Genomic DNA, 20,424 nt, shown 5'->3' with positions numbered 1-20,424 from the left:
TGCTCATAGAACAATGGTCCCAGATATAAATTTTTTATTAGTAGGCAATAGTAGGCTTCATTGGGCAAAATATTCTAGAAATCAATCTAAATTCTTCCATACCAAAAAAGAGCAAAAAGTTCCAGAAAATATAGATCTTGATGAATTAATTTGGGCTTCTGTAGGAAAACTACCAAATTTTTTGCTGAAAAAAGAAAATGAAATAAAAACTAAAGATATTCAGTTATCAAATCTTCCTGATTATTTTGGAGTTGATAGAGCTCTTGCCTGTATTGCAGCTTTAAAAATTATTGAAAACCCATTCAAAAAAGATTTGCTAATTGCAGATTTTGGAACAATATTATCAATAACAAAATTAAATTCATATGGATCGATTCTTGGTGGTCAACTTGTTCCAGGTTTTCTAACACAATTAAAATCAATGGAACAAAACACAAAAAATCTTAAAGTTCCAGAAAAATTTGAAATCCCTAAAAAAGATTTTTTGTTTAATACAGAAGAGGCGATTTTAAAAGGTGTAATCAACTCTCTTACTGGAGTTATTAATAGTTTATTTAATCCCAAAAAGGATATTTTAATAATCTGTGGAGGAGACTCTGAATTCTTCACAAAATCTCTAGAAACTCAAAAAGAAAATATTATTAATGCTCCTAATTTAGTTATGGAAGGGATGATAATTCATCAGCTATATATGAAAAATTTAATTTAAACCAAGGTCTGCAATTATATGATCAGCCATTATTGCTGCTTTTACCTTTAAGTAAATTTTTTCGATGTTACCATCAGAATCAATCAAAAAAGTATTTCTCATCATTCCCATATATTCTTTTCCCATGAATTTCTTAAGTCCATAGCTATCGTAATCAGAAGAAACTTTAAAAGGTTCAGGATCAGTTAAAAGAATAAAAGGTAAATTAAATTTTTCTATAAACTTCTGATGAGAGGAAGCATTATCTTTGCTAATACCAAGCACAACAATATTATTTTTTTGGAGTAAATCCCAATTCTCTTTAAAATTACATGCCTCTTTAGTACATCCTGGAGTATTATCTTTTGGATAAAAATATAGTATTATTCTTTTACCTTTAAAATCACTAAGAGAAACTTCTTTCTCAAAAGAATCTTTTAATTTAAATTCTGGTGCTTTGTCGCCAACCTTAAGAGCCATTGAAATTATTAAATGAGTATGAATATAAAATACCAAAAATTTGGTTTTATGAGATTAAAGGTGTGCAAGATGTCGCAACTATAGAGGAAATTAAAACCGCAAAAAATCTATCAAGTTCAAGATCAAAGGTTTTCTTAGAAACAAGAGCTTATTTGAGACAATCACTTTCAACACTTTTTGATTTAGATCCGCTTGAAATTCCCATTAATGCTAATCCTGGAAAACCTCCAAGTTTACCCTCTGGCATGGGAAATATAAGTTTAAGTCATTGCAAAGATGCCATTACTATAGTCTGGCATAAAAGCAAAGTAGGGATTGATATTGAGAGAACAGATAGAGATTTCAACCATTTAAAGTTTGCAGAAAAATATTTTTTTCATACCAATAAATCAATGCATAATAATTATTTGACAAAAAATATGATATTAAATCAATGGTGTGCTGTTGAAGCGGCGGTAAAATGGGATCATGGAAAATTAGCTAAAGACATAAACCATTGGCAATATTTTGAAAAGCCAAAAGAGTTATTTCATAAGAAGAAAAAAATACATTTAAATTATTCACAGATTAACTTCCATAATTGGACTATTGCTTTAGCCTATGAAGAAAAAGCTTCTTTCAATCCTGAGATTATTTGTTGTTCGAAAGATTTTTAATTTTCTTTTCTTCTAAGCAGTTCGTCATATTTAATTTTCTCCCATCCATTATTATTTGGTTCCCATATTTTTAAACCTCTTAAAAATTTAGGAAGATATTCTTGTGCAACCCAATTGCCTGGATAATTATGAGGATTGACATAACTATTAGAATTATTTTTTAAATGAAGAGGAACATCAAAAGCATTGGTACATTTGATTGTTTCAATAGCTTTAAAAATACTTTTCGTACTGTTACTTTTTGGAGACATAGCTAAATATAAAGAAGCCTGCGTTAAAAAATATAATCCTTCTGGCAAACCAACTCTATCAAAAGCATCACAACAGGATTTTACAACTACTATCGCATTAGGATCAGCCATTCCAATATCTTCACTGGCAGATATAAGTAGTCTTCTAAAAATAAAATTAGGATCTTCACCAGCCTCAAGCATATTCGCAAGCCAGAATAAAGTTGCATCTGGATCAGACCCTCTTATGGACTTTATAAAAGCACTTATTACATCGTAATGATTTTGACCATTTTTATCGTAAACAATATTTTTCTTTTGAATTGCATCCTCTGCTATTGAGAGATTAATGTTGATTTCTTTAGCGTCATTTTCAGCAGTTGTCTCTATGGCCATCTCTAAGGCATTGATTAATGTTCTTGCATCACCGCCAGAAAATTTAATTAAATGACTTATTGCATCCTTGGTTAAATAAACCTTTTTTAAATCTTTTTGTTTTGAATAGTGAGTTATGACTTTTTTTATTATTTTCTGCAAATCATTTTCAGCCAAAGGAATTAATGTAAAAATACGAGACCTGCTAACAAGGGCTTTATTAACAGCAAAGAGAGGGTTTTCAGTTGTAGCACCAATAAAAGTTATAGTTCCATTTTCTATTGAGGGTAATAGGGCATCTTGCTGAACTGCTGTAAATCTATGAACCTCATCTATAAATAAAATTGTTTTTCTTTTTGAATTTATTAATCTATCTTTTGCACTAGCGATTTCATTTCTTAATTCTTTAACACTTGATAATACTGCATTTAACTTAATTAACTTTGAACGCGTATTAAAAGAAATAATTTCAATTAAAGTTGTTTTTCCAACACCAGGAGGGCCAGAAAAAATAAAATTACTAATCTTATCGTTTAATATTGCACTTCTTAAAAGCGAATTCTCATTCAGGATTGGTTGTTGACCAAAAAAATCATCCAATTTCTTTGGTCTTAATTTATCTGCCAAAGGTGCATTATCTTCTATTTGAGAATAATTAGTAAATAAATTTTGTGAATGCATATAAATAAAATCAAAAAATAATTACTTTCAATTCTATGTAATTACTGTAGGAGTTTCCATTTGAGTAAGTTTTGAAATATTCAATAAAGCATCTAAATCGTTTATTAGAGGTTTTAAAGCGATCTGAGGATTTAACGAAAGATTCTGTTGAGGATCGAAAAATTTCTCAAAGTAAAGTCTTAATGTTGCTCCCTTAGTTCCAGTTCCCGAAAGGCGCACAATTACTCGAGAATTATCATCAAGGACCAATCTTAAACCTTGATTTTCACTTATGGAATTATCAACGGGATCTAAATATGAAAAGTTATCTGCAACTTTAACTAAATGGCCAGCAAAACTATTTCCTTTTAAATTTTCGAGCATAGAAGTAAGATTTGCAAAGATTTGATTAGCAATATTTGAGGGAATTGACTCATAATCATGTCTTGAATAATAATTCCTACCAAATTGTTTCCAATGATTCTGGATCAAATCACTTACAGAACTTTTTTTCTCAGCTAAAACTTGCAACCAATACAAAACTGCCCATAGTCCATCTTTCTCTCTCACATGATTACTACCTGTTCCGAAACTTTCTTCTCCACATAAAGTAATTAAATTGGAATCTAAAAGATTTCCAAAAAACTTCCAACCAGTAGGTGTCTCGAAACAAGGTATATTTAATGCTCGAGCAACATTATCAACCGCTGAGCTGGTTGGCATAGATCGTGCCACACCTGTAATACCATCTTTATAACCAGGGACACATTTTGTGTTAGCAGTGATAATTGCAAGGCTATCACTAGGATTTACAAAACATCCACTTCCTAAAATCATATTCCTATCTCCATCTCCATCACATGCAGCACCAAAACTGTAAGATTTTTTATTTAATAACAAATCAGCCAAGTGGGATGCGTAAGTAAGATTAGGATCAGGATGTAAACCTCCAAAATCTTTTAACGGGGTACCATTCATGACACAATCATGTGCAAGACCCATTTTTTCAACAAAAATATTTTTTGCATATGGACCTGTAACCGCATTCATTGCATCAAAGATTAACGAGAAGTCTTTTTTTAAAAAATCACTAATTTGATCAAAATCAAAAATTTTCTCCATCAAATTAGAATAATCTTTTAATCCATCAATAATTTCTAAGGTAGTTTCACCGTAAGAGTAAGTTCCATATTCACTAAAGTCAGGTAATTGAATTTTACAAATTTTATAACTAGTTAGTAATTGTGAAGCCTTGAAAATCTTGTTAGTAATTATCTCAGGAGCTGGGCCACCATTAGAGATATTCAATTTCACTCCAAAGTCGCCATCAATCCCACCAGGATTATGGCTTGCAGAAAGAATAATTCCACCAATAGCGTTTTCTTTTCTAATTAAATGTGATGTCGCAGGAGTAGATAATAAACCGTATTTTGGAACAATAACCTTTTGAACTTTATGAGCAATGCATATTTGGACAATTTTTTCTATTGCTTCAATATTGCCATATCTGCCATCACCACCAACTACTAATGTTGAACCTTTTAAATCTTCCAATGATTGTAAGATTGCTTCAATAAAAATTTCTAAATAATGTTCTTCCTGAAACTTTAAAGTACTTTTTCTTAAACCAGAAGTGCCTGGTTTTTGATCTAGAAAAGGGGAATTGATATTAATTACATTAACTTGAGTCATATTTTTAAAAAACTTCCAAAAATCTAACTAAATTAATGAGGCATTTCGGATGTTCTTAACATAGCGATAAACCATAATGAAGAAATTAATAATGCACTAAGAATTCCATAGTTAACACCAAATTTAGAAATTGTAATTGGAACTACTAATGGAAACGTCAATGCCCCAAACAATGGAGTGAAAGCCACAATTTTTTTCAGCATTAATTTAATTTATTAAAACCATTCAGTCTCAGCTTTATCTTTTTCATTAGTATCGTCAAGTGGTGTAGTTCTATCAAATTTCATTGATATACTTTTCTCTTGCTCACCAGATATATCAAATGCTTTAATATCATATTTTTGAGTCCCATCTCTAAATGGAACTTGAATTCTAAAAGTACCATCTGCAGCAAGGGGTACATCTTCTCCACCTATTGTCAGTTTTGCAGAAGGCTCTGTAGCTCCATAAACAATTAATTCAGCATCAGCAACGAGCCAAAAAGATCGATTTTTAAGAATTCCGCTTCCAGAATCATTTAAACCTGATGACCATTTACCAGCACCTGAGTCTGTGAGATTATCACTAAGATTTGTTGAATTTACATTTTCCATGAATTCTTCAGAACCAACTTTTCTTCTGAGAGGAATATTAGTTGCTGCTTGGTATAACCTTTCATGCATACCATTTTGTTCTGAAACAACAGGATTTGAAATATCTAGGATTGACTCAGAAGTAGAATCCAAATTAAAAGGTACAAATTTATCAAGAATTTGCTCAGAAGGATGAGAGCCAGGAACGTGGCTTATTGATGAAAATGCCAATGACATCCAGTTAAAACCATATTTATAGCCTAATTCAACTTTATAATCTCTGTCTGCAAGTGGAATTGGCAAGTACCACTCAGTACTGTAGCTATCAACTGCTATCTCCCTTAGTGTCCCTTGATTCAAGTTGCTTCCTTCAGAACCAGATGCATCAAATAATCGTAAGCATAATTTATTGGCTCCCAAAGATTGTGCTTTTTCTCGATCTGCATCAGAAATTTGCCAAAAAACGTAAGCCCAATCTGGATCTCGGGGTAGAAATACTACATTTGTTTTAACTTCTTCACTACTGCTGAAAGAATTGGACTCAACAATTTCTTCAGATTTTGACTGAGATGAGGTAATGAATGTTTTCTTTATAGATTTTTCTTGATATTCGAGTATTAAATCAACTAAAACAGCTTTTGTTTTGCGACTGTATAGCGGAACTGATAATTTACTTGCTTCTTGACGTAATTGCCTGAGGGTAAGTGAGAGTAATTGATCTTTTTTCATGATCTCATCAGCCACTTTAAATTCTCCGTTTTTGCTTGGGATCAGTATGTTCTTTTTTTTTGGGAATTGTGTGTCTTTTTGCCCTGTCGTCAGGATCCTCTGACTACTAAAAAATTCTCAAAATTAATATTTATCTTCAAAACAGTTGGTATCAAAGCAATTAATTAATTTTCAGATCTTTTTTAAATGTAAATTAATTTTCTTTTTTTTTAAATTTTATTACCTGAATTTGTTAACGACTCAACAAAAATATATTTTTTCTTCGGGATCAATTAAATGAGACTTCAGCGTTGTTCAACTAGAAGTACTAAATCATCTATCTCTAAATCCTCAATATTTTTACCAATTTTTTTTGAAAAAGTACTTAATTTTTTCGAAGCTGATTCTAACTGCTCATAAAAAAGATCACTAAATTTTTTATCATCAAATTTTTTGGATTGGTTATCACACCATTCTCTCAGGGAATTTTTATTTTGATATTCAAAACTATTCTCTTCACTGATAATTTTTAAAATCTGGAGGCAATGAGCGAGAATTCTTAAATGATGTTTCTGCATTATAGGAAGATCAAGATTATCAATTTCTTGAATAATTTCTATGTTTAATGGGTTAGACAAGGGATCAAGATGATTAGACATTAAATTTTAGTTTTAATAAAGGGAAAAAACTCAATATTGGGGGTATCTTTCGTTAAAGTATATAAAGCTAATTGTAATAAGTTATTTTTGATAACATGGTCAACGAAAATTTAGTTAAAGATGTAGTAAAAGAGCCTTATAAATATGGTTTCGTTACTGATATTGAAACTGAAAAAATAGAAAAGGGGTTAAATGAAGATATCATAAGATTAATTTCTCAGAAAAAAGAAGAGCCAAAATATCTTCTTGATTTTAGATTAAAAGCCTTTAAAAAATGGCAAAAAATGAAAGAGCCTGATTGGGCAGGATTAGGATATAAACAAATTGATTATCAAGATATAATTTATTACTCTGCTCCTAAGCAAAAAGAGAAAATTTCTAGTTTAGATGAAGTTGATCCCAAACTTCTTGAAACTTTTGACAAATTGGGAATACCCCTTACAGAGCAAAAAAAACTCACAAATGTAGCAGTAGATGCAGTCTTTGATAGTGTTTCTATAGCCACAACTTTTAGAGAAGAACTTGCTGAACATGGAGTTATATTTTGCTCAATTAGTGAAGCAGTAAAAAATCACTCGGATTTGATTGAAAAATATTTAGGTACAGTAGTCCCAGCTAGTGATAATTATTTTGCAGCACTAAATTCTGCTGTTTTTAGTGATGGTTCTTTTGTGTATATCCCAAAAGGTGTTACCTGCCCTATGGATCTATCTTCCTACTTCAGAATTAATAGTGGAGATTCTGGACAATTCGAAAGGACACTAATCATTGCTGAAGAATCAAGTTCTGTAAGTTATCTAGAAGGTTGTACAGCTCCGATGTTTGATACAAATACCCTTCATGCAGCAGTTGTAGAGCTTATAGCATTAGACGACGCCTCAATAAAATATTCAACAGTGCAAAATTGGTATGCTGGTGATGAAGAAGGTATTGGCGGAATTTTTAATTTTGTCACCAAGAGAGGAAAGTGTTTAGGCAAGAGAAGTAAAATTAGCTGGTCACAAGTTGAAACAGGGTCTGCAATTACATGGAAATATCCTAGCTGTCTTCTTTTAGGGGAAGAATCTGTAGGAGAATTTTATTCAGTGGCACTCACCAATAATCTTCAGCAAGCAGATACCGGCACAAAAATGATCCATATCGGTCCTAAGACCAAATCAACTATTGTTAGCAAAGGTATTAGTGCAGGCAAGTCAATAAATAGCTATAGAGGTCTTGTCAAAATGGGAACAAAAGCTAAAGGATCAAGAAATTACAGTCAATGTGATTCAATGTTAATTGGGGATCAAGCTTCTGCGAATACATTCCCTTACATCAAATCTCAACAACCCAATTCCGAAATTGAGCATGAAGCAAGCACATGTAGAATCTCAGAAGATCAACTTTTTTACCTCCAAAGCAGAGGTATAGAATTTGAGGAGGCAGTATCTATGATGGTCAGCGGTTTTTGCAGAGATGTATTTAATCAATTACCTATGGAATTTGCTGCTGAAGCAGATAAGTTACTGGCACTTAAGCTAGAGGGATCAGTAGGTTAATGAATCAATTTCTAAACTGAAATGCAAAGTAAAATGAAAGAATCAGAGCCAATTTTAGAAGTTGAAAATCTCTCTGCATCTACTGATAATCTTCCAATTTTAAAAGGGGTTTCACTTACTGTCTATCCTGGAGAAATCCATGCCATTATGGGAAGAAATGGATGTGGCAAAAGTACTCTTTCGAAAATAATTGCAGGACATCCTTCGTATAATATTACAAATGGCGACATAAAATTTTTAGGTGAAAACATTAACTCTCTAGAACCTGAAGAGAGAGCTCAATCAGGAATTTTTCTTGGTTTTCAATATCCAATTGAGATCCCAGGTGTAAGTAATCTTGAGTTTCTTAGAGTTTCAACTAATGCAAGAAGGAAATTCCTCAACAAAGAAGAATTGGATACTTTTGATTTTGAAGAATTAGTTAAAGAAAAGTTAGAAATTGTGAAAATGGATCATGCATTCCTATCAAGGAGTGTAAATCAAGGATTTTCAGGAGGTGAAAAAAAAAGAAATGAAATTCTCCAAATGGCTTTACTTGAGCCCAAGATAGCAATATTAGATGAGACTGATTCTGGTCTAGATATTGATGCGCTAAGAATAGTGGCATCAGGAATTAAAAAAATATCTAATGCACAAACTGGGATAATACTTATTACCCACTATCAAAGATTATTAGATGAAATTGAACCAAATTATGTCCATGTTATGTCAGACGGACAAATCATAAAAACTGGTGAGAGTGATCTTGCTCTAGAGCTTGAGAAAAAAGGGTATGAATGGACTGATAACTTTATAAAAGAGACCTAAATAAATGGAAATTATTGAAAAAATAAAAACCAATAAATCGATTGATAATCAAACAGAAATACAAAAAATCTGTCTAAATAAATTACAATCAAGTCCCCTCCCTAATCCTAAAAGTGAACAATGGAGACTTTCAAATAAAGCAAAATTTTCAAACTTTTTAGACTACTCGGTTGCTGAAAAAGATCCAAAATTTGAGACACCTTTTCCGAATACTTCTCAAAGTACTATTAGGTTTGTAATTGGTAATAATTGCCAAATTAATTTAATAGAAGAAAATTATTCAATACAGCAATTAAGTCAGGATGAATTAGATAAATATATCAAGGCACAGATATCTTGCTTTGATCAAAACGAAAATTGGAGTGATTTGCTCAATCTGTCTTTGAGTAATACAAAAAATATCTTGGGATTAAAAATAAATGGCTCAAAAATTCCTCCTATTGAAATCTTTAGTCATTCATCAAGTAATTCATTAAACGCAAAAACCCTAGTAATATTTTTAGAAAAGAATTGTGATGTTGAATTACTACAAGTAAATCTTGTTAAAGAAAACTCTTCCTTATCTCAATCAACATACTTTTGTTTAGATGAAAATAGTTCTGTAAATCATGGTGTTGTTTCTTACGGTGAAAACAGATCAAATTTATTAAATTCTCTAAATGTAATTCAACAAAAAAATAGCGAATACAACTTAGGCTCTTTACATTTCAAATTCAATTATGCAAGATTTGAAATTAGTATTAAACAATCTGAAGGAAAGGCTAAAACCAATATTAAAGGTATGCAAATAACAAAAAAAGATGAGCAAATTTCTACTTATACAAAAATAGACTTTAATGGCCCAAATGGATTTCTAGATCAAATCAACAAATCACTTGCTGATGATGAATCACATGCAATATTTGAAGGTTCAATAATAGTTCCTAAAATTGCCCAGAAAACTGATGCTTCTCAATTAAGTAGGAATTTACTTTTATCAAATCTCGCACAAATAGATACCAAACCTCAATTAGAAATAATTGCTGATGACGTCAAATGCAAACATGGAGCTACAATATCGAAATTAAATGAAGATGAACTTTTTTATATGAGATCAAGAGGGATCACATTACCAGAAGCAAATAAACTACAATTAAGTTCTTACTTTCAAGAAATAATTTCATTTATTCCCGTTGCAAAAGATAGATGGGATTTGCTTGATAAACTTTTAAATGAAAAATAATGGGAACGATTCAAAATTTCTCTGAAATAACTAAGAAAGACTTTCCTCTTTTAAATAAAAACATAAAAAGTAATGAGCAAATCATTTATTTAGACCATGCTGCAACCACTCAAAAACCAATACAAGTCTTAGAAAAAATTAATGAATATTATAAAAACTTTAATGCCAATGTACATAGAGGAGCGCATCAATTAAGTGCTAAAGCGACAGAAGAATTTGAAAATGCAAGATACTCAATTAGTAAATACATAAAAGCAAATACGACAAAAGAAATTATTTTCACAAGGAATGCTACTGAAGCAATAAATCTAGCTGCTAGATCATGGGGTGAATATTCATTAAAAGAAAACGATGAAATTCTTCTATCAATAATGGAGCATCATAGCAATATTGTTCCATGGCAAATGGTTGCAGCAAAAAATAAATGTAAATTAAAATTTATAGGCATCGATAAAAATGGAAAATTAGATTTAGACGATTTTAAATCAAAACTAACATCTAGAACAAAGCTTGTTAGCCTAGTACATGTTAGTAATACTCTAGGTTGCTGTAATCCAATCAAAGAGATAACTAAATTAGCCAAACAAAAAGGTTCTCTAGTATTAATAGATGCATGCCAAAGTTTGGCGCATCAAAAACTGGATGTAATTGATCTTGATATAGATTTTTTAGCGGGATCAGGACATAAACTTTGCGGTCCTACAGGAATTGGTTTCCTCTGGTCGAGACAAGAAATTCTGAAAAAAATTCCTCCTCTCTTTGGAGGTGGCGAAATGATTCAAGATGTCTTTGAAGAGACAAGTACCTGGGCAGAGCTCCCACATAAATTCGAAGCTGGAACTCCAGCCATTGCAGAAGCAATAGGCCTTGCAGAAGCAATTAAATATATAAACACTATAGGATTAAATGAAATTCATAAATATGAAAAGACTATTACTAAATATTTATTTGAAAAGTTAAATCAAATAGAAAATATTGAAATTATAGGTCCATCGCCGGAGATAGATCCAGACAGAGCCTCACTTGCCACCTTTTATATAAAAAATATACATTCAAATGATATTGCTGAAATTCTTGATTCAAAAGGAATTTGTATCAGAAGTGGTCACCATTGCTGTCAACCTCTTCACAGATACATTGGAGTTAAATCAACAGCTAGAATCAGCATGAATTTCACAACCAATAAGGAAGAAATTGATATGTTTATAGAAAAATTAAAAGATACTATTGATTTTCTAAAAATCAATTCTTAAATATTCAAAGCATTTTTTAAAAATTGCTGAGATTTTTGCATTACCACTTCTTTATTTTCAATACTTTTAAAACCATGCCCTTCATTATCAAAAAAAATAACTTCTGAATATTTATTATTCTGAATCAAAATTTCTTGAATTTTTAAAGTTTGCTTATAAGAAATAACTGTATCTTTTTTTCCATGAAACAATAAGATTGGTTTTTTTATTTTGTTAATATGATTTACCGGGGATCTATTTATATAATCATCATAATTTTTTGCATAATTTCCTACCAAAGAATTTAAATAATCTTTTTCAAACCTATGAGTGTTGTAATGCATATCCTTCAAATCAATAACAGGATATTTACAAATTGCTGCTGTAAAAATAGATCCATATAATAAACAATTCAGGGCAGTTAAACCACCAGCACTATTCCCAAAAATTACTACTTTTTCACTATCAACTTGATTTGATTTAATCAATTCAAGAGCTAGTGCTTTGCAATCATAAGAATCAACAATGCCCCATTTATAATTCAACCTCTCTCTATATGCTTTACCAAATCCTGATGATCCTCCATAATTAACTTCAGCAACAAAAAATCCCTTCGACGTCCAATATTGAACTTCAGCATTATATGATCCATCAAAACATGAAGTTGGTCCACTATGTGCTCTAACAAGGAGCGGTGGCTTTCTAAAATTTTCAACAAGCGGCCTATAAAGAAAAGAATGAGTAGATTGAGCTTCAAAACCTTTAAACCAAAATGTTTCAGGTTTTGAACAATCTTTTATATGATCAAAAAATATCTGCTCAGAAAAATTTGATAAAACTTTTTTTGCAAAATCAATTTCAAATACAATTCCTAAAAAATCAGATCCATTACCTTTTAAAAGAACTTTTTTCCGAAAAACACTGAAATCACTTATTGAGGTAAAAGGAGTAAAAAATTCTTTAACGAATTCAAGATCTTTATATTGTTCCACTATTAAAATATTTTCTTTTTTTGCTACACAAAATAAATTCTTTATAGTCCCTGAAAAGAATGTTATTCCAGTGACCCATTGTGGTACTCCATATTCAATTAAATTTTTTTCTACTCTTTTCTTAATAAAAATATTCTCAATTTCACTAACATCTAAAAACAATAAGTTCCACCATCCAGAACTATCTTCAGAACATACTAAAAGTGTTTCACTTATCCAATAGGGTTGGAAAAAAGAAACGTTTTTTTTGGAATTTATCAGCTTATTTGAGAATTTTTTTATTTTTTGTATCTCGCCATCTAAATCTATTTGAGCAAAAAAGAGCTCATTTTTCTCCCAAGGCATATATGGATAATCCCACTCTATCCAAGAAAGTAAGTTAACAGAGGTATTAGAAGATAATTCTCCAGCAAAATTTTTAAATTTTTTTATTCGATGAATATCTTGTTTAGTTTTTTTTAAATTTAAAGAAAATAAATAATCTCTATTATTTATTTCGCAAATTCCATACAAAAAATTTTTTTCAGAAATGACAAATGAAGAATCGAAATTTCCATCAATTGATTTAGATAGTTGACTAGGTTCTTGAACTGAAACTAGATATTTATTTTGGCTTCTATAATTTGACGCTGACTCTTTAAAAATTTGAAACCATAATGCCTTGGTAATCTGATCTATCCATATCAAATAAAAATTATTTTTAAAATTTATACATTTATAAGATTTACCACCATATCCATGAAAATTATTTTTAATATTATATTTTTTACTTGTTAATTTCTGAGGAAACGCTTCTTTGTCATGAAATGGTCTTGCAAAAATGGCATTTTCATTTTGACCTTCACCAACTACATCAATCCAAAAAATGGTATCCCTAACAATAGTTAATTCCTTAAAAGCTTTTTTTTTAGATTCAGTTTGAATAACTTTTAGCTTATCATTATTACTCATTTAAAAAATTATAAAGAACGTAAATTAAAGTGCTAGTATTTTTATAGCTAAACTCTTAATTAAAAACTTTTAAACGTGGCAAACCATTTTTCACAACTTGCAAAAAAGTCAAGAACAAATGGGAGCTCGGAAAAAATTGCAAAAGAACAAACAGGTAAGCCATCTCTAGACATTTATAAGCTTGGTGATGATGTATTAAGACAAAATTCCAAGAGAATAACTAAGGTTGATGAATCGATTAGAAAACTTGCTAGAGAAATGCTGCAAAGCATGTATGCAGCTAAAGGAATTGGACTTGCCGCACCTCAAATTGGTATCAACAAAGAGCTTCTTGTCATAGATGTAAATTTTGAAGATTCAGCAGCAGAACCTCTAATATTAATCAATCCAGAAATTACAGACTTTGGAACAACCCTTAATTCATACGAAGAAGGCTGCTTGAGTATACCTGGCGTCTATTTGAATGTAGTTAGACCATCAACTATCAAATTAAAATTTAGAGATGAAATGGGGAGACCACGTAAAATGAAAGCAGATGGACTTCTGGCGAGGTGTATTCAACACGAAATGGATCACTTAAACGGAATATTATTTGTTGATAGAGTTACATCAAAAGATGATTTGAACAAAGAGCTTTTAAAGGAAGGGTTTAACGAAAAAGACGTAATTTCTATTAATTAACCTAATGACTGAAACTACAATATTTCAAAAAATAATTAATGAGGAAATTCCCTGCGATAAGCTTTATGAAGATGAGTTTTGTATTGCCTTTAATGATATACAAGCGCAAGCACCAGTACATTTTTTAGTGATTCCAAAAAAGCCAATTATTAGTTTATTAGATTGTATTGAAGAAGATGCAAATTTATTAGGGCATTTACTGTTTGTTGGTAGCAAATTAGCTAAATCAAAAAGTTTAACTAATTGGAGAACAGTAATTAATACTGGAGCAGAATCGGGACAAACAGTTTTTCATTTACATATTCATTTTTTATCTGGAAGAAAAATGAATTGGCCCCCAGGTTAAAACTCTCGAAAGAAATGTTTATGGGTTATAAATAAGTAAAAACAAAATGAATACACCAGATTCCTTAAATACAGAATCCAAAAATTTATTCAATTTAATTTCAAAAAATTGGGAAGAGTTAGACGATTCACTCAAAACTAAGTTAATAAAAATTTGGAGAGTTTTAACTTATAAATGGCAATTACAAATTCTATTTAATCTACCTTTTCTTTTATGGTGGGTATTAGATAAATCTTTTCCGAAAATTCATCAATTTGATACAACAATCTTGAATTACTTAAATTTACCTGACTGGGCCCTTTCATTTATTGGCTTTGGTCAATAGACTGCTAAAAGTTATAATTTACCTTATAAAACTAGTCAAGCAATGAAGAAAGCAGTTAATAATAAATCTAAAATACTGTACCAATTACAAAAATTAAGGAAGCTATCTCAGCCATTTTTTCTTCCTATAGATCAATGTAATGGATTACAGTTCATATGGCTTTTGATTTCTCTTTTATTTTGTGTTGGTGGAGTAGTACTTGTTGGTCTTACAGGAATAATCAGTTTTTTTGAAAGCTTCCAACCAATTTTTATTGAAAAGTATTTCGGAGGTGTAGTAAATACTGTCAATTCAATTTGGGCTGGAAGCTGGGGATTGCTTTTCTCTGCCTTATTTCTAATTGGATCAGGGAGCTTTTTTAGCTTAAGACGTCAATTAAAAAACAGAAGATGGCTACATTGGTTATTCCTTGCGATAATTGTATTAATGCTTCTAGCTGTAAACGGAATAAACGCAGGTATTGGATTCATTGCAAGAGATTTAACAAATGCTTTAGTAGAAAAACAAGAAGATGGATTTTATCGGATATTGGGTATTTACGCTTGTTGTTTCGCTGTGGCTCTACCAATACGTGTTTCTCAAATATTTTTTACATATAAGTTAGGAATAATTTGGAGAGAATGGCTTTCAAAAAGTTTAGTCAAAGATTACATGACTAATAAAGCTTATTACCAACTAAATCCCAATGATGAAGAACAAACTGATGTAGATAATCCTGATCAAAGAATCACAGATGATACACGAGCTTTTACCGGGCAAAGTCTCTCTTTTACATTAGGTATTTTTGATGCCCTACTAACATTTTCACTTAATATTCTTATTTTATGGAGTATTAGTACAACACTTACTTTTTCTTTATTTGGTTACGCTGCCTTTGCAACTTCTATCCTTTTAATTGCTGGAAAAAATCTTGTAAAGATTGACTTTGATCAACTCAGATATGAAGCTGATTTTCGATATGGCTTAGTACATATAAGAGATAATGCTGAATCAATAGCCTTTTACTCTGGGGAGAACCCTGAGCGAAGTGAAACTGAAAGACGCCTAGGTGAAGTGGTGAGAAACTTTAATTTACTGATTATATGGAGAGTAATAATAGATGTCATGAGAAGATCCATTAATTATGCTGGAAATTTCTTTCCATATTTAATAATGGCAATCCCTTACTTTAAAGGTGAAATTGATTATGGACGCTTTATTCAGGCAAGCTTTGCATTTGGAATGGTTGAAGGTTCATTATTTTTCATTGTTAATCAAATCGAAGAACTTGCGAAATTTACTGCTGGTATTGGCAGATTAGAAGGATTCCAATCAAAAGTTGAATCCATTAGTCAAACCAACCCAACAAGCAATCAAAACGTTATTTCTGATTACCCCTCGATTCTTATTAATAATGCTGACCTTTGCCCTCCAGGATCAAATAAAACAATAATTAAAAATTTAAATTTGAGCATCGACAATAATCAATCACTTTTGGTTGTAGGACCATCTGGGTGCGGAAAAACATCTTTACTAAGAATGATTAGTGGTTTATGGGAACCCGATCAGGGAGTAATTAAAAAACCAAAAATTGGGGAATTATTATTCATACCTCAAAAACCATATATGTTACTTGGTTCTTTAAGGGAACAATTATGTTATCCGACAGAAGTTAAGAAATTTAGTGATGAACATCTTACTTCTGTACTTCATGAAGTAAATTTAAAGACCCTAGTGGACAGGTATCCTAATCTTGATATCAAACAAGATTGGCCACGAATTCTTTCCCTAGGCGAGCAACAAAGATTGGCTTTTGCAAGACTCTTACTAAATTCTCCAAGATTTGCAGTACTTGATGAAGCAACAAGTGCTTTAGATATTAACACTGAAAAAAAACTATATAGTTTACTAAAGGAACGAGAACTTTCTCTTATTAGTGTTGGACATAGACCTAGCTTAAAAGATTTTCACGAGAATATTTTAGAATTAAATGGACAAGGAGACTGGAAATTATTGACTTCTGATAAGTATAATTTTAAAGATTAACAAAAAAAATGAATCCTAAAGAAGAACAAACTAACTCAGAAACCACTAATTTAGAGAATGAGAGTTCTATAGAACAGAATAAAGATCCAAATTACATTAATGAACAAATTGGCGACAATAAAGTAGATGAAAAATCTATAGAAATTAAAGATGAATATAAATTTGGATGGAGTAGTTATTCTGAAATAACTAATGGAAGATTTGCAATGATTGGCTTCCTTGCAATAATATTGATTGAATTATTTAGTAAACAATCGTTTTTAAAATGGGCAGGAATCTTATAATTAATCATCAAATCTAGAACTGTTATCTCTAGGTTTCTTCTTGTTTGTTCCAACGTTATATCTACTATTTTGATTTTTTGAACTTGATCTAGCTTGAGAGCTTACTCTACGAGTCTCACGCGGTTTTTTGGCTGGATTAGCATCTTTAAATGAAGCATCTTCTACTTGAGCTGTTGAAGTTTGCTGCCTAATAGGGGATCGAGTAGGTTTCTTTCTAGATGGAGAATCACCTGGAGCAGAAATATTATCTTGTCTAGAAACTGTACGATTCATTCTGGGCCTTGACCCTGTTTTAACCTCATCGCGAGATGAATTTCTTCTCTCACCAAAATTATTTGTTTCTTGTTGTTTACTATTTCTATCTCCAGCAGTCTGTCTTCTCCTTCTTATAGGTTCGTCATTTTCAAACTGACTTATTTCCCTTGTAGATGGCCTACTTCTACTTGCTGCAGCAGAGGGTATAGCTCTTGAAACATTCCTCCTACGAGATCTCCCTTCCGTATAGTCTTCTTCAAATTCATCTTCTTGAGGTTTAAATCTTCTGGATGGCCTATCAGATTCTTCAAACCTATCATAATCATCATTAAATCGGCCTCTAGAATTTCTGGGCACATCAGAAATAGGATCATCATCAAAATAAGATGACCTTCTAGCTTGATCAGTAGCAACTCCCCTCAATCGCACACTTTCATATGCGAAAAAAACTGTAGTTCCTGCTAATAAAAACTGACCAAACTGAAGGATAGGATCTAACCTCCAGCCTTGAAAAAATAATATTCCTCCGCACAAAAGTCCAATTGCTGCGAAGAAAACATCATAATCCCTTGCCAAGGCAGGCTTAAAGGACCTCAAAAAATAAAGGCCTCCTCCACATACAGCGAGAACTATACCAACAATACTGGCCCAATTGAGACTAGCATTGACCACATTCTTTCTCCAAAAATTTATTTTTAAAAAGGGTTACTTATATGCCCTATATATATAGTGTACTTAAAACTTCTACAAAAACTAGCGTCTTCCAGTAGAAGTACGATCGAGTGAATCTTTCTGGCTGACAAAAATCAAAAATGCAGTGGCTGGAATAACGATAAGTAAGGCAGCGGCAATAAAACTACCAATCATTCCAACTGCGGAATTATTTGCAACTTCAGCAGAAAAATCTGCGACTAGTAATAAATTAGAGATTGGAAACACTTTTTAAATATTAAATTCTCAATTTATAATACGAATTAAATACGTTTGAATGGGTTATTTATTAAGATGAATTAAACAATTGTGATTTCATTGCTTGTAAATTCTCTTCAAATTTTAGATATTAGTTTAGGAATTTCTCTTTCATATCTAACTATAGTTTTTCTAATAAGATTAATACTTACTTGGTACCCAAAAATTGATTTAAATAAAGGTTTTTTGTTATTAATTTCAATACCATCAAGTTCTATTCTTAATTTAACAAGAAAACTAATTCCTCCAATTGGAGGCGTTGATGTTGGCCCCGTAATTTGGATCGGAATTATAAGCTTTTTAAGAGAAATTTTAGTTGGTCAGCAAGGGCTTATAAAACTTGCAATGCATACTCATATTTCATAGAAATCATTTAATTATTTCTCAGTAATTTGGCAATAATTCTTCTTCTACATATTTAGTATGTATCTTACCCTGCTTAAATTTAGATTTATTCAGTAAGGTTAGATGAAAATTAATTGTTGTTGGAATACCAGTTACTGCACATTCATTTAAAGCCCTATTCATACGTTTAATTGCAGTATTACGATCTTTTCCCCAGACTATTAATTTACCAATTAATGAGTCATAGAAAGGAGGTATTTCATAGCCTGTATAAACATGACTATCCACCCTTACACCAGGGCCACCAGGTGGAAGCCACCCAGTTATTTTTCCAGGTGATGGTCGGAAATTGTGAGAGGGATCTTCAGCATTGATTCTACATTCAATGGCATGGCCGTTTAAATGGATATCATCCTGATTAAATTCCAAGTTTGCTCCGCTTGCAATTTTAATTTGCTCAGCTATTAAATCAACTCCTGTAACCATTTCAGTAACAGGATGTTCAACTTGAATCCTAGTATTCATTTCCATAAAATAAAAATTATTATCATCATCAACTAAAAATTCAACTGTCCCCGCTCCTTCGTAGCCGATACTTTTTGCAGCAGCAATAGCTGCGTTCCCCATTTTTTTTCTTAGCTCAGTATTAATTGCAGGACTAGGAGACTCTTCTAGTAACTTCTGATGTCTTCTTTGAACTGAACAATCTCGCTCTCCTAAATGAACAACATTACCCGACCTGTCAGCCAAAATTTGAATTTCTACATGTCTTGGCTTCTTTATAAATTTCTCCATATATAAACCATCATTACCAAAAGCTGCTTCTGCTTCGCCTTGAGCTGCTTTAAACATTTTTTCAAGATTATCAGAGTTTTCAACCAACCTCATACCTCTTCCACCTCCTCCAGCAGTCGCTTTAATAATTACCGGATAGCCAATATCATCTGCCAATTTATAAGCCTCATCAACATTTGATAACAAGCCTTTACTACCAGGTACTGTTGGAACTCCAACTGCTTCCATAGTTTCTTTAGCTGTAGATTTATCTCCCATAGATCTAATAGCTTTAGAAGATGGGCCAATAAAAACTATGCCATGATCGTTACACATCTCAGCAAATTTATCATTTTCCGCAAGAAATCCATAACCAGGATGAATAGCATCAACTCCTCTGGATGTAGCAGCAGCAAGTATATTTGGAATATTTAAATAACTCTTATTACTTAATGAATCTCCGACACAAACCGCCTCATCAGCAAGCTGAACATGCAATGCTTTTTTATCTACAGTGCTATAAACTGCAACGGTTGCAATACCTAGTTCTCTACAACTTCTGACAATTCGTAAAGCTATTTCTCCACGATTAGCAATTAAAACTTTTTCAACCATTATGAAAATAAAATTGAAGAAATGAAATGACTTAAAATAAAAAATTATTTGCCAAAGTATTCAACAAAATTTTTTAGTGATCAGAGGACATTTTTTACAATACAACCTAAAACGTTATATATGTATAAATATTTGTTTTATGCAATAGAAAAATTATTCATCTTATTCAAAAAACTCTTTTCAAACTACATGCTTATTTCAGCCAATAATGTATGATATTTTTAAGGTTTAGGTATCTCTCGGTTGCTGAAAACCCTTTGCGGACGTGGCGGAATTGGTAGACGCGCACGTCTAAGGAGCGTGTGGCTTCGGCCTTGCGAGTTCAAGTCTCGCCGTCCGCATT

The 20,424-nt window shown here is 31.6% G+C and carries 22 protein-coding genes and 1 tRNA gene; 13 read left to right on the top strand and 10 right to left on the bottom strand.

Translation table 11 applies throughout. The features are described from left to right. Nucleotides 1-13: 13 nt before the first annotated feature. Nucleotides 14-709: a type III pantothenate kinase gene (locus HA149_RS00435; protein WP_209112016.1), complete on the top strand. Its 696-nt coding sequence runs from the start codon at nucleotides 14-16 to the stop codon at nucleotides 707-709. Here HA149_RS00435 and bcp read toward each other — a convergent pair. Then, nucleotides 701-1,168, bottom strand: a complete 468-nt coding sequence (bcp, locus tag HA149_RS00430) for a thioredoxin-dependent thiol peroxidase (RefSeq protein ID WP_209112014.1) — start codon at nucleotides 1,166-1,168, stop codon at nucleotides 701-703. The two genes, HA149_RS00435 and bcp, sit on opposite strands and share 9 nt — an antisense overlap. On the opposite strand from bcp, the gene HA149_RS00425 reads away from it, so the two are divergent. Then, complete coding sequence (locus HA149_RS00425; RefSeq protein ID WP_209112012.1) at nucleotides 1,168-1,824, top strand: 4'-phosphopantetheinyl transferase family protein; 657 nt, start codon at nucleotides 1,168-1,170, stop codon at nucleotides 1,822-1,824. The two genes, bcp and HA149_RS00425, sit on opposite strands and share 1 nt — an antisense overlap. On the opposite strand, the gene HA149_RS00420 is transcribed toward HA149_RS00425, so the two are convergent. From HA149_RS00420 to HA149_RS00400, 5 genes are all read right to left on the bottom strand, one after another. Further along, the gene (locus tag HA149_RS00420; protein WP_209112010.1) at nucleotides 1,821-3,110 is read right to left on the bottom strand and encodes an AAA family ATPase; all 1,290 of its coding nucleotides are present in this window, start codon (nucleotides 3,108-3,110) and stop codon (nucleotides 1,821-1,823) included. The two genes, HA149_RS00425 and HA149_RS00420, sit on opposite strands and share 4 nt — an antisense overlap. Nucleotides 3,111-3,143: 33 nt before the next feature. After that, nucleotides 3,144-4,781, bottom strand: a complete 1,638-nt coding sequence (locus HA149_RS00415) for an alpha-D-glucose phosphate-specific phosphoglucomutase (RefSeq protein ID WP_209112008.1) — start codon at nucleotides 4,779-4,781, stop codon at nucleotides 3,144-3,146. Nucleotides 4,782-4,813: 32 nt separating this feature from the next. Next, nucleotides 4,814-4,984 carry a hypothetical protein gene (locus HA149_RS00410; RefSeq protein ID WP_032523000.1) on the bottom strand — a complete coding sequence of 57 codons (171 nt, stop codon included), beginning with the start codon at nucleotides 4,982-4,984 and terminating at the stop codon, nucleotides 4,814-4,816. A gap of 12 nt (nucleotides 4,985-4,996) precedes the next feature. Beyond that, nucleotides 4,997-6,097 carry a DUF4912 domain-containing protein gene (locus HA149_RS00405; protein WP_209112006.1) on the bottom strand — a complete coding sequence of 367 codons (1,101 nt, stop codon included), beginning with the start codon at nucleotides 6,095-6,097 and terminating at the stop codon, nucleotides 4,997-4,999. 269 nt (nucleotides 6,098-6,366) lie between these two features. After that, nucleotides 6,367-6,720, bottom strand: a complete 354-nt coding sequence (locus tag HA149_RS00400; protein WP_209112004.1) for a hypothetical protein — start codon at nucleotides 6,718-6,720, stop codon at nucleotides 6,367-6,369. A 95-nt stretch (nucleotides 6,721-6,815) separates the two neighbouring features. Here HA149_RS00400 and sufB point away from each other — a divergent pair, with 95 nt between their 5' ends. The 4 genes from sufB to HA149_RS00380 are packed head-to-tail and all read left to right on the top strand — an operon-like array spanning nucleotide 6,816 to nucleotide 11,540. Then, a complete protein-coding gene (gene sufB, locus HA149_RS00395; protein ID WP_209112002.1) occupies nucleotides 6,816-8,258 on the top strand; it encodes a Fe-S cluster assembly protein SufB in 1,443 nt (480 codons plus the stop codon). A gap of 21 nt (nucleotides 8,259-8,279) precedes the next feature. Continuing rightward, the gene (gene sufC, locus HA149_RS00390; RefSeq protein WP_079292776.1) at nucleotides 8,280-9,065 is read left to right on the top strand and encodes a Fe-S cluster assembly ATPase SufC; all 786 of its coding nucleotides are present in this window, start codon (nucleotides 8,280-8,282) and stop codon (nucleotides 9,063-9,065) included. 4 nt (nucleotides 9,066-9,069) lie between these two features. Continuing rightward, complete coding sequence (locus HA149_RS00385; protein ID WP_209112000.1) at nucleotides 9,070-10,287, top strand: SufD family Fe-S cluster assembly protein; 1,218 nt, start codon at nucleotides 9,070-9,072, stop codon at nucleotides 10,285-10,287. Beyond that, on the top strand, nucleotides 10,287-11,540 hold the full coding sequence (locus HA149_RS00380) for an aminotransferase class V-fold PLP-dependent enzyme (protein WP_209111998.1): 1,254 nt from the start codon (nucleotides 10,287-10,289) through the stop codon (nucleotides 11,538-11,540). Before HA149_RS00385 ends, HA149_RS00380 begins: the two co-directional genes overlap by 1 nt. On the opposite strand, the gene HA149_RS00375 is transcribed toward HA149_RS00380, so the two are convergent. After that, a complete protein-coding gene (locus HA149_RS00375; protein WP_209111996.1) occupies nucleotides 11,537-13,462 on the bottom strand; it encodes an alpha/beta hydrolase family protein in 1,926 nt (641 codons plus the stop codon). The genes HA149_RS00380 and HA149_RS00375 overlap by 4 nt on opposite strands. 75 nt (nucleotides 13,463-13,537) lie before the next feature. Here HA149_RS00375 and def point away from each other — a divergent pair, with 75 nt between their 5' ends. The 5 genes from def to HA149_RS00350 are packed head-to-tail and all read left to right on the top strand — an operon-like array spanning nucleotide 13,538 to nucleotide 17,123. Beyond that, complete coding sequence (gene def / locus HA149_RS00370; protein ID WP_209111993.1) at nucleotides 13,538-14,143, top strand: peptide deformylase; 606 nt, start codon at nucleotides 13,538-13,540, stop codon at nucleotides 14,141-14,143. Between the two features lie 4 nt (nucleotides 14,144-14,147). Beyond that, on the top strand, nucleotides 14,148-14,489 hold the full coding sequence (locus HA149_RS00365) for a histidine triad nucleotide-binding protein (RefSeq protein ID WP_209111991.1): 342 nt from the start codon (nucleotides 14,148-14,150) through the stop codon (nucleotides 14,487-14,489). A gap of 46 nt (nucleotides 14,490-14,535) precedes the next feature. Next, nucleotides 14,536-14,814, top strand: coding sequence for a hypothetical protein (locus tag HA149_RS00360; protein ID WP_209111989.1), 279 nt, complete (start codon nucleotides 14,536-14,538; stop codon nucleotides 14,812-14,814). A gap of 42 nt (nucleotides 14,815-14,856) precedes the next feature. Further along, entirely contained in the window at nucleotides 14,857-16,839 is a 1,983-nt protein-coding gene (locus HA149_RS00355) for an ABC transporter ATP-binding protein/permease (RefSeq protein ID WP_209111987.1), read from the top strand. Nucleotides 16,840-16,847: 8 nt separating this feature from the next. Continuing rightward, complete coding sequence (locus HA149_RS00350) at nucleotides 16,848-17,123, top strand: chlorophyll a/b-binding protein (protein WP_209111985.1); 276 nt, start codon at nucleotides 16,848-16,850, stop codon at nucleotides 17,121-17,123. On the opposite strand, the gene HA149_RS00345 is transcribed toward HA149_RS00350, so the two are convergent. Together HA149_RS00345 and psbX are read right to left on the bottom strand one after the other, a co-directional pair. After that, on the bottom strand, nucleotides 17,124-18,050 hold the full coding sequence (locus HA149_RS00345) for a Ycf66 family protein (protein WP_209111983.1): 927 nt from the start codon (nucleotides 18,048-18,050) through the stop codon (nucleotides 17,124-17,126). A gap of 81 nt (nucleotides 18,051-18,131) precedes the next feature. Beyond that, nucleotides 18,132-18,317, bottom strand: a complete 186-nt coding sequence (gene psbX, locus HA149_RS00340) for a photosystem II reaction center protein PsbX (protein ID WP_209111981.1) — start codon at nucleotides 18,315-18,317, stop codon at nucleotides 18,132-18,134. Between the two features lie 90 nt (nucleotides 18,318-18,407). Between psbX and HA149_RS00335 the strand changes: the two genes are divergently transcribed. Next, entirely contained in the window at nucleotides 18,408-18,713 is a 306-nt protein-coding gene (locus HA149_RS00335; protein ID WP_209113894.1) for a YggT family protein, read from the top strand. Between the two features lie 18 nt (nucleotides 18,714-18,731). Here the strand turns inward: HA149_RS00335 and accC are convergent, their stop codons facing one another. Beyond that, entirely contained in the window at nucleotides 18,732-20,081 is a 1,350-nt protein-coding gene (gene accC / locus HA149_RS00330; RefSeq protein ID WP_209111979.1) for an acetyl-CoA carboxylase biotin carboxylase subunit, read from the bottom strand. Between the two features lie 259 nt (nucleotides 20,082-20,340). Between accC and HA149_RS00325 the strand changes: the two genes are divergently transcribed. Further along, nucleotides 20,341-20,422 (top strand) — tRNA-Leu (locus HA149_RS00325). The last annotated feature ends 2 nt before the right edge of the window (nucleotides 20,423-20,424 follow it).

The organism is Prochlorococcus marinus XMU1406 (assembly GCF_017696055.1).
Taxonomy (GTDB): domain Bacteria; phylum Cyanobacteriota; class Cyanobacteriia; order PCC-6307; family Cyanobiaceae; genus Prochlorococcus_A; species Prochlorococcus_A marinus_W.
The sequence above is the reverse complement of the archived record's forward strand: the minus strand, read 5'-3'. Positions and strand labels throughout refer to the sequence as shown.

Excerpts from the sequence above, each read along its gene's own strand:
- HA149_RS00435 (WP_209112016.1), top strand. The coding sequence starts at position 14 with ATGGTCCCAGATATAAATTTTTTATTAGTAGGCAATAGTAGGCTTCAT.
- bcp (WP_209112014.1), bottom strand. The coding sequence starts at position 1,168 with ATGGCTCTTAAGGTTGGCGACAAAGCACCAGAATTTAAATTAAAAGAT.
- HA149_RS00420 (WP_209112010.1), bottom strand. The coding sequence starts at position 3,110 with ATGCATTCACAAAATTTATTTACTAATTATTCTCAAATAGAAGATAAT.
- HA149_RS00415 (WP_209112008.1), bottom strand. The coding sequence starts at position 4,781 with ATGACTCAAGTTAATGTAATTAATATCAATTCCCCTTTTCTAGATCAA.
- HA149_RS00410 (WP_032523000.1), bottom strand. The coding sequence starts at position 4,984 with ATGCTGAAAAAAATTGTGGCTTTCACTCCATTGTTTGGGGCATTGACG.
- HA149_RS00400 (WP_209112004.1), bottom strand. The coding sequence starts at position 6,720 with ATGTCTAATCATCTTGATCCCTTGTCTAACCCATTAAACATAGAAATT.
- sufB (WP_209112002.1), top strand. The coding sequence starts at position 6,816 with ATGGTCAACGAAAATTTAGTTAAAGATGTAGTAAAAGAGCCTTATAAA.
- sufC (WP_079292776.1), top strand. The coding sequence starts at position 8,280 with ATGCAAAGTAAAATGAAAGAATCAGAGCCAATTTTAGAAGTTGAAAAT.
- HA149_RS00385 (WP_209112000.1), top strand. The coding sequence starts at position 9,070 with ATGGAAATTATTGAAAAAATAAAAACCAATAAATCGATTGATAATCAA.
- HA149_RS00380 (WP_209111998.1), top strand. The coding sequence starts at position 10,287 with ATGGGAACGATTCAAAATTTCTCTGAAATAACTAAGAAAGACTTTCCT.
- HA149_RS00375 (WP_209111996.1), bottom strand. The coding sequence starts at position 13,462 with ATGAGTAATAATGATAAGCTAAAAGTTATTCAAACTGAATCTAAAAAA.
- HA149_RS00365 (WP_209111991.1), top strand. The coding sequence starts at position 14,148 with ATGACTGAAACTACAATATTTCAAAAAATAATTAATGAGGAAATTCCC.
- HA149_RS00360 (WP_209111989.1), top strand. The coding sequence starts at position 14,536 with ATGAATACACCAGATTCCTTAAATACAGAATCCAAAAATTTATTCAAT.
- HA149_RS00355 (WP_209111987.1), top strand. The coding sequence starts at position 14,857 with ATGAAGAAAGCAGTTAATAATAAATCTAAAATACTGTACCAATTACAA.
- HA149_RS00350 (WP_209111985.1), top strand. The coding sequence starts at position 16,848 with ATGAATCCTAAAGAAGAACAAACTAACTCAGAAACCACTAATTTAGAG.
- accC (WP_209111979.1), bottom strand. The coding sequence starts at position 20,081 with ATGGTTGAAAAAGTTTTAATTGCTAATCGTGGAGAAATAGCTTTACGA.